At 66.1% G+C, this 7,223-nt stretch carries 7 protein-coding genes; 2 read left to right on the forward strand and 5 right to left on the reverse strand.

The annotated features are described in order from the left end of the window. Nucleotides 1–150 precede the first annotated feature (150 nt). Entirely contained in the window at nucleotides 151–3,018 is a 2,868-nt protein-coding gene (locus tag CF68_RS25450) for a valine--tRNA ligase (protein WP_035824263.1), read from the forward strand. A 129-nt stretch (nucleotides 3,019–3,147) separates the two neighbouring features. Then, a complete protein-coding gene (gene galU / locus CF68_RS25455; RefSeq protein WP_035824265.1) occupies nucleotides 3,148–4,038 on the forward strand; it encodes a UTP--glucose-1-phosphate uridylyltransferase GalU in 891 nt (296 codons plus the stop codon). A gap of 87 nt (nucleotides 4,039–4,125) precedes the next feature. Here galU and CF68_RS25460 read toward each other — a convergent pair whose 3' ends face one another. From CF68_RS25460 to CF68_RS25480, 5 genes are read right to left on the reverse strand one after another with little or no spacing between them, the layout of a single operon-like run. After that, nucleotides 4,126–4,353 (reverse strand): sulfurtransferase TusA family protein, encoded by a 228-nt coding sequence (locus CF68_RS25460; protein ID WP_010813669.1) that lies wholly within the window; start codon nucleotides 4,351–4,353, stop codon nucleotides 4,126–4,128. A gap of 50 nt (nucleotides 4,354–4,403) precedes the next feature. Then, nucleotides 4,404–4,988, reverse strand: a complete 585-nt coding sequence (locus tag CF68_RS25465; protein WP_010813670.1) for an NUDIX domain-containing protein — start codon at nucleotides 4,986–4,988, stop codon at nucleotides 4,404–4,406. A 44-nt stretch (nucleotides 4,989–5,032) separates the two neighbouring features. Next, complete coding sequence (locus tag CF68_RS25470; RefSeq protein ID WP_035824267.1) at nucleotides 5,033–6,064, reverse strand: low specificity L-threonine aldolase; 1,032 nt, start codon at nucleotides 6,062–6,064, stop codon at nucleotides 5,033–5,035. Between the two features lie 28 nt (nucleotides 6,065–6,092). Beyond that, the gene (locus CF68_RS25475; protein ID WP_010813672.1) at nucleotides 6,093–6,281 is read right to left on the reverse strand and encodes a 4-oxalocrotonate tautomerase; all 189 of its coding nucleotides are present in this window, start codon (nucleotides 6,279–6,281) and stop codon (nucleotides 6,093–6,095) included. 52 nt (nucleotides 6,282–6,333) lie between these two features. Next, nucleotides 6,334–7,110 (reverse strand): class II aldolase/adducin family protein, encoded by a 777-nt coding sequence (locus CF68_RS25480; protein WP_035824269.1) that lies wholly within the window; start codon nucleotides 7,108–7,110, stop codon nucleotides 6,334–6,336. Between the last annotated feature and the right edge of the window lie 113 nt (nucleotides 7,111–7,223).

Raw genomic sequence — 7,223 nt, forward strand, 5'->3', positions numbered from 1 at the left:
CCGGATGGGCAGGAAATAGGCACCAGCCTGCCACCCCCGTATAATTTAACGTTTTACTGGCGCAATGCCGGCTGCCGACGGCCGCCGCCTCGCCAGGCGCAGGCCGAAGCACCCTGCGACGACCCCCGACGCCAATATCGACATCCCAGCATGACCGCCCAAGACCAGTCCCTAGCCAAGAGCTTCGAACCCACCGCCATCGAGGCGAAATGGGGCCCCGAGTGGGAGAAGCGCGGCATCGCCCAGCCGACCTTCGACCCTGCCCGCCCGGACTTTGCGATCCAGCTGCCGCCGCCCAATGTGACCGGCACGCTGCATATGGGCCACGCTTTCAACCAGACCATCATGGACGGCCTGGCGCGCCATGCGCGCATGAGCGGCGCCAATACGCTGTGGGTGCCGGGCACCGACCACGCCGGCATCGCCACCCAGATCGTGGTGGAGCGCCAGCTCGAGTCGCAGGGCGTGTCGCGCCATGACCTGGGCCGCGAGAAGTTCACCGAGAAGGTGTGGGCCTGGAAGGAAGAGTCGGGCTCGACCATCACGCGCCAGGTGCGGCGCATGGGCGCTTCGATCGACTGGAGCCGCGAGTATTTCACGATGTCGCCCGAGATGTCGAAGGCGGTCACCGAAGCCTTCGTGCGCCTGCACGAACAGGGCCTGATCTACCGCGGCAAGCGCCTGGTCAACTGGGATCCGGTGCTGGGCACCGCGGTGTCGGACCTGGAAGTCGACAGCGTCGAGGAAGAAGGCTCGCTGTGGCATATCCACTATCCGCTGGTCGAGGCTGACGCCAAGGGCGGCCTGACCCACCTGACCGTGGCCACCACCCGCCCCGAAACCATGCTGGGCGACGTGGCCGTGATGGTCCACCCGGAAGACGAGCGCTATGCGCACCTGATCGGCAAGTTCGTGCATCTGCCGCTGACCGAGCGCCAGATCCCGGTGATTGCCGACGAATACGTCGACCGCGAGTTCGGCACCGGCGTGGTCAAGGTGACCCCGGGCCATGACTTCAACGACTATGCGGTGGGCCAGCGCCACAACCTGCCGCAGCTGTCGATCCTGACGCTGGACGCAAAGATCGTTGCCGACGCCCCCGCCGCCTACGCCGGCCTGGACCGCTTCGACGCGCGCCGCGCCATCGTCGAGGACCTGGACAAGCGCGGGCTGCTGGCCGAGGTCAAGAAGCACAAGCTGATGACCCCGCGCAGCGAGCGCACCGGCAGCGCGATCGAACCGATGCTGACCGACCAGTGGTTCGTCGCGATGAGCAAGCCGGCGCCGGAAGGCACCTTCTACCCGGGCCGCTCGATCGCCGAGGTGGCGCTGGAAGCCGTGCAGAGCGGCGAGATCAAGCTGGTGCCGGAAAACTGGATCAGCACCTACAACCAGTGGCTGGGCAATATCCAGGACTGGTGCATCTCGCGCCAGCTGTGGTGGGGCCACCAGATCCCGGCGTGGTATGACGATGCCGGCAACTGCTTTGTCGGCCGCACCGAAGAAGAAGCGCTGGCCAAGGCAAGGGCCGCCGGCAGCACCGGCAGCCTGCGCCGCGAGGAAGACGTGCTCGACACCTGGTTCTCGTCGGCGCTGGTGCCCTTCTCGTCGCTGGGCTGGCCGGGAGAAACGCCCGAGATGCATCACTTCCTGCCGTCGTCGGTGCTGGTGACCGGCTACGACATCATCTTCTTCTGGGTGGCGCGCATGGTCATGATGACCAAGCACTTCATCGGCAAGGTGCCCTTCCATACCGTCTACGTGCACGGCCTGGTGCGCGATTCGGAAGGCAAGAAGATGAGCAAGTCCGAGGGCAACACGCTGGACCCGGTGGACCTGATCGACGGCATCGACCTCGACACGCTGCTGCAGAAGCGCACCACCGGCCTGCGCCGCCCCAAGGACGCGCCCAAGATCGAGAAGAAGACGAAAAAGGAATTCCCCGAGGGCATTCCCGCCTTCGGCGCCGATGCGCTGCGCTTCACTTTCGCGTCGCTGGCCACGCTGGGCCGCAACGTCAACTTCGATACCGGCCGCTGCGAGGGCTACCGCAACTTCTGCAACAAGCTGTGGAACGCGACCCGCTTCGTGCTGATGAACACCGAGGGCCATGACTGCGGCATGGGCCCGTGCAACAACGATTGCGGCCCGGACGGCTACCTGGATTTCTCGCAGGCCGACCGCTGGATCGTGTCGCTGCTGCAGCGCGTGGAAGCCGACGTCGAAAAGGGCTTTGCCGAGTACCGCTTCGACAATATCGCCAACGCCATCTACAAGTTCGTCTGGGACGAATACTGCGACTGGTACCTGGAGCTGGCCAAGGTGCAGATCCAGAACGGTACCGAGGCCCAGCAGCGCGCCACGCGGCGCACGCTGCTGCGCGTGCTCGAGACCGTGCTGCGCCTGGCGCATCCGATCATCCCCTTCATCACCGAAGAGCTGTGGCAGAAGGTGGCCCCGCTGGCCGGCCGCGCCAAGGGTGATGGCTCCGAGACCATTGCGCTGCAGCCCTACCCGCTGCCGGCGGTCGCCAAGATCGACGAGCAAGCCGAGCAATGGGTTGCGCGCCTGAAGGAAGTGATCGATGCCTGCCGCAACCTGCGCGGCGAGATGAACATCTCGCCGGCCCAGCGCATCCCGCTCTATGCTGAGGGCGATAGCACCTTCCTGAAGGCGGCTAGCGCACATATCCAGGCACTGGCGAAACTTTCCGAGGTACGCGTCTTCGAAGATGAAGCTGCCCTGCAGGCTGAAGGCGCCGGCGCGCCGGTCGCCATTGCCGGGGGCAACCACCTGCTGCTGAAGATCGAGATCGATGCCGCCGCCGAGCGCGTGCGCCTGTCGAAGGAAGTCGAGCGCATCGGTGGCGAAATCGGCAAGTGCCGCGCCAAGCTGTCCAACGAGAGCTTTGTCGCCAAGGCACCGCCTGCCGTGGTGGCGCAAGAGACGCAGCGCCTGGCCGATTTCGAGCAGACGCTGGCCAAGCTGCAGGGCCAGCTGCAGCGGCTGCCGGCCTGACGGCACGGCGGCCGCATTCACGCCCCTGCCTGCCGGGGGTTCTGTCCGGCTTCGTCGGACAGAACCGGACAGACGGCGCCCGCAATGGCTGGCAGGGTTATGGACTGGAATCTGAGAGGTACACCTGATATGGAAAATCGCGTCACCAAGGCTGTGTTCCCGGTTGCGGGCCTGGGCACTCGCTTCCTGCCGGCCACCAAGGCCAGCCCCAAGGAAATGCTTCCGGTGGTGGACAAGCCGCTGATCCAGTACGCCGTGGAAGAAGCCATGGCCGCCGGCATTACCGAGATGATCTTTGTCACCGGCCGCTCCAAACGCGCCATCGAGGACCATTTCGACAAGGCCTTCGAGCTGGAAGTGGAGCTTGAGGCCAAGAACAAGCAGGCGCTGCTGGACGTGGTGCGCTCGATCAAGCCCGCCAACGTGGAGTGCTTCTACGTGCGCCAGCCCGAAGCGCTGGGCCTGGGCCATGCCGTGCTGTGCGCGGCCAAGCTGGTCGGCGACACCCCGTTCGCGGTGATGCTGGCCGATGACCTGATCGACGGCGACCCGCCGGTGATGAAGCAGATGGTGGATACCTTCAACCACTACAACTGCTCGGTGCTGGGCGTCGAAGAGATCACGCCGGAGCAAAGCCGCTCCTATGGTGTGATCGACGGCCGCGAGTGGGATGCGGACGTGATCAAGGTCTCAGGCATCATCGAGAAGCCGGCGCCGGAAGACGCGCCGTCCAACCTGGGCGTGGTCGGCCGCTACATCCTGACCCCGCGCATCTTCGACCACCTGCGCGAGCTGAAGCCGGGCGCCGGCGGCGAGCTGCAACTGACCGACGCGATCCAGTCGCTGCTGGGCCAGGAACAGGTGCTGGCCTACCGCTACCAGGGCCGCCGCTATGACTGCGGCAGCAAGCTGGGCTACCTGAAGGCAACCGTTGAATTTGCCTTGAAGCACCCGGAAGTCGGGGCTGACTTCAGCGCCTACCTGGAATCGCGCGAGCACCTGACCGGCATCGGCAGCTGACCGCGCTGCGCTGCAAACAAGGAAAAAGCCGCTTTCGAGCGGCTTTTTCCTTGTGCAGTCCCGCCAGGTGCGGGAACCGTATGCCGGTCAGCGGCGGCGCATGTAGAACACAAAGACCTTGTCCACTTCCGAGTGCGACAGCAGCTCATTGCCGGTCTGCTTGGCAAAGGCCTGGAAATCGCGCGTGGCGCCGGGATCGGTGGCCAGCACCTTGAGCACATCGCCGCTGGCCATGTCGGCCAGGGCCTTCTTGGTGCGCAGGATCGGCAGCGGGCAGTTCAGGCCGCGCGCATCCACTTCTTTCTGGAACTCCATTCGTCTCTTCCTTCGATTCTGGGGGCTGGGCGGCCGGCCGGAGGCCAGCCTCACCACCGGTATTGTAGCGAACCCCCGACCAGGCTGAAGTCGTGCGGGCGGCGCGGGTCGGGAATGTCGGCGCCGGTCTGGCGGTCGAAGAAGCGCACCGGATAGCCGCGCGCGGCCAGCCAGTCGGCCACCGCGAAGCCGGTGCCGGCCGACCAGACGCGCACATCCTCCGGCGCCACCAGCTTGTAGTCGGCCAGCTCCTCGGACAGCGCCACGGTGCCGGTCGCCTTGACGTGGTAGGCGATGATCAGCTCGTTCTTGCGCATGAACTCGTAGACGCCGATCAGCGACACCGACTCGGTATCGAGGTTGGTCTCTTCCTTCAGTTCGCGCGCCACGCCCAGCTCGGGCGGCTCGTCGCGCTCCAGGAAGCCCGTCACCAGCGCGAACATGGTCTCCGGCCAGGCGGCATTGCGCGCCAGCAGCAGCTTGTCCTGGTACTCCACCACCGCCGCCAGCACCGGCAGCGGGTTGTTCCAGTGCACGAAGCCGCATTCCTGCTGCACGCAGGCGTGGCGTTCGCGCCCGGACAGCGGCAGTACCTCAAGCGGCGCGCCACACTGCGGGCAGAATCGGTATTGCATTTGGGGCTCCTGAAGGGTCTCGTCGTTATAGGTATGGGTGCCGGTCAGGCGCCGCAAGCCGTGCGCATGTCGGCGGCCAGCGCCTCGACCGTCTGCGGCTGCAGGTCCCATGAACACATGAAACGGCAGCCGCCAGCGCCGATAAAGGTATAGAAGCGCCAGCCCTTGGCACGCAGCGCCTCGATCGCGGGCAGCGGCAGCTCGGCGAACACGGCGTTGGACTGCGTCGGGAACATGATGCGAACGCCCGGAATATCGCTGATGCGCTGCTGCAGCAGCTGCGCCATCGCATTGGCATGGCGCGCGTTGGCGAGCCATACGTCGTTCTCGAGCAAACCCAGCCACGGCGCGGAGATAAAGCGCATCTTCGACGCCAGCTGCCCGGCCTGCTTGACGCGGTAGGCAAAGTCCTCGGCCAGGCGGCGGTCGAAGAACACCACCGCCTCGCCCACCGGCAGGCCGTTCTTGGTGCCGCCGAAGCACAGCACGTCGACGCCGGCGCGCCAGGTGATCTCGGACGGATGCACGCCCAGCGCGGCCACCGCATTGGCAAAGCGCGCGCCGTCCATATGCACGCGCAGCTGCCGGCGCTTGGCGATGGCAGCGATCGCGCGCACCTCTTCCACGCTGTAGACGGTGCCGACTTCGGTCGACTGCGTCAGCGACACCACCTTGGGCTTGGGGTAATGGATATCGGAGCGGCGCGTGACCAGCGCCTCGACCGCGTCGGGCGTGAGCTTGCCGTCGGCACCGGGCGCGGTCAGCAGCTTGGAGCCGTTGGAGAAGAACTCCGGGCCGCCGCATTCATCGGTCTCGATATGTGCCAGCTCGTGGCAGATCACCGAGTGGTACGACTGGCACAGCGCCGACAGCGCCAGCGAGTTGGCCGCGGTGCCGTTGAACACGAAGAACACTTCGCAGTCGGTCTGGAACAGGTCGCGGATACGGTCGCAGACCTTCTGGGTCCAGGTATCGTCGCCGTAGGCCTGCTCATGGCCGCTGGCGTTGGCTTCCAGGAAATACTTCAGCGATTCCGGGCAGAAGCCGGCGTAGTTGTCAGAGGCGAAGTGCTGCATGGTGTTCAGTATGGGGCTGGGTGGAGCCTTACTTCTTGTCAGCCCACAGCTCGCCGCCGGTGGCCCAGTTCTCGCGCTTGATGTCGGTGATGATGATGTCGACGGCCGAGGCCGAGCAGCCCAGGGTCTCGCAGCTGACGCGGGTCACTTCCTCGACAAACTTGCGCTTCTGCTCGATGGTACGGCCTTCAAACATTTCGACGTGGAAAGTCGGCATGCAATGCTCCTTTGATGAATGTGGTTGAGTCGCGGCGGGAAACCAGTCCCGCTCAGTCCCGGTATGAAGGATCGATTCTATCCAGTTTGCGCAGCAGCGCGGGCCACTCCATCACGCCTTCGACGGCGCCGTTGTCGTAGAGCTGCTCAGAGGTCTTGTCCGCCACGGCCGCGCCTGGCTGCACCAGCGCACCGCCCGCCTGCGCGGCAATCTGGACCTCGCAGGCCTTGATCAGCGTCGCCATCAGCACATAGGCTTCGGCCACGGTGCGGCCCACCGTCAGCGTGCCGTGGTTGCGCAACAGCATGGCAGGATGCGCACGCAGCGATGCGGTCAGCCGCGCGCCCTCGGCCGGGGTGAAGGCCAGGCCTTCGTAGTCGTGGTAGGCCATGCGGCCGTGAAAGCGCATCGCATGCTGCGACAGCGGCAACAGCCCGGCAGCCTGCGCCGACACCGCGATGCCGGCGGTGTTATGCAGGTGCATCACGCACATCGCGTCGGCGCGCGCCGCATGCACCGCGGCGTGCAGCGCAAAGCCAGTCACATTGACCGGATGCACGGTCGCGCCGACGACCTCGCCGCGGCCGTTGATCTTGACCAGGTCGCTGGCGCGGATCTCGTCGAAGGCAAAGCCGAACGGGTTGATCAGGAAGTGGTCGGGCTCGCCCGGCACCGTGGCGGAGATATGGGTATAGATCAGGTCATCCCAGCCCTCGCGCGCGGCCAGGCGGTAGGCGGCGGCCAGGTCGACGCGCACACGCTGTTCTTCGGCGGAAACGGGCTGGATGGGGGCACCCGCGGCACGCGCGGGCTGCAAGGCAAAAGACATGGGGTCGCTCCTGCGCCGCCCGGTCTCGCGTGCCGGGTACGGCCCCGGCCTTCTGTGCCGCGCCACGGGCTGCGCGCTGGGCGCGGCAGCCGCTCGCGGGGCGCGCCCGGCGG

Source organism: Cupriavidus sp. SK-4, from assembly GCF_000611125.1.
GTDB classification, from domain to species: Bacteria; Pseudomonadota; Gammaproteobacteria; order Burkholderiales; family Burkholderiaceae; genus Cupriavidus; species Cupriavidus necator.

Coding starts and splice junctions, on each gene's coding strand:
- CF68_RS25450 (WP_035824263.1), top strand. CDS start 151: ATGACCGCCCAAGACCAGTCCCTAGCCAAGAGCTTCGAACCCACCGCC.
- galU (WP_035824265.1), top strand. CDS start 3,148: ATGGAAAATCGCGTCACCAAGGCTGTGTTCCCGGTTGCGGGCCTGGGC.
- CF68_RS25460 (WP_010813669.1), bottom strand. CDS start 4,353: ATGGAGTTCCAGAAAGAAGTGGATGCGCGCGGCCTGAACTGCCCGCTG.
- CF68_RS25465 (WP_010813670.1), bottom strand. CDS start 4,988: ATGCAATACCGATTCTGCCCGCAGTGTGGCGCGCCGCTTGAGGTACTG.
- CF68_RS25470 (WP_035824267.1), bottom strand. CDS start 6,064: ATGCAGCACTTCGCCTCTGACAACTACGCCGGCTTCTGCCCGGAATCG.
- CF68_RS25475 (WP_010813672.1), bottom strand. CDS start 6,281: ATGCCGACTTTCCACGTCGAAATGTTTGAAGGCCGTACCATCGAGCAG.
- CF68_RS25480 (WP_035824269.1), bottom strand. CDS start 7,110: ATGTCTTTTGCCTTGCAGCCCGCGCGTGCCGCGGGTGCCCCCATCCAG.